General features: G+C 49.3%; 1 pseudogene. It reads right to left on the bottom strand.

Going from position 1 to position 274, the window contains the following annotated elements:
- Positions 1-274, bottom strand: a pseudogene (locus tag AB9F29_RS22670) (DNA/RNA nuclease SfsA); the annotation flags it as partial.

Genomic DNA, 274 nt, shown 5'->3' with positions numbered 1-274 from the left:
CGCGCATTAGAGTCGCGGACTTGACTTCAAGATAACAATCTGGCGCTTCGCCTGTAAGCAGAAAATCGACCCGCGATCCCGTGCCATATTTTACTTACGAGCGGATATTTCCATACACCAATAGCGGCGCAATTTTCTTGGCCAGCAACGCTTCCGCGACGATCCGATTTGCCCGACCCGTGTCAATTCCAGTGAAGTTTCAGTCACTATGCTCGACTAATCGCCACCCATATTTTAACTTCTTTTTAGGGTCGTCGTTCGGCTCCAACCAAAT

The sequence above is a fragment of the Falsihalocynthiibacter sp. S25ZX9 genome (genome assembly GCF_041205405.1).
Taxonomy (GTDB): domain Bacteria; phylum Pseudomonadota; class Alphaproteobacteria; order Rhodobacterales; family Rhodobacteraceae; genus Falsihalocynthiibacter; species Falsihalocynthiibacter arcticus.
Note: the sequence above shows the minus strand (reverse complement) of the source record. Positions and strands in the feature narration are given on the sequence as shown.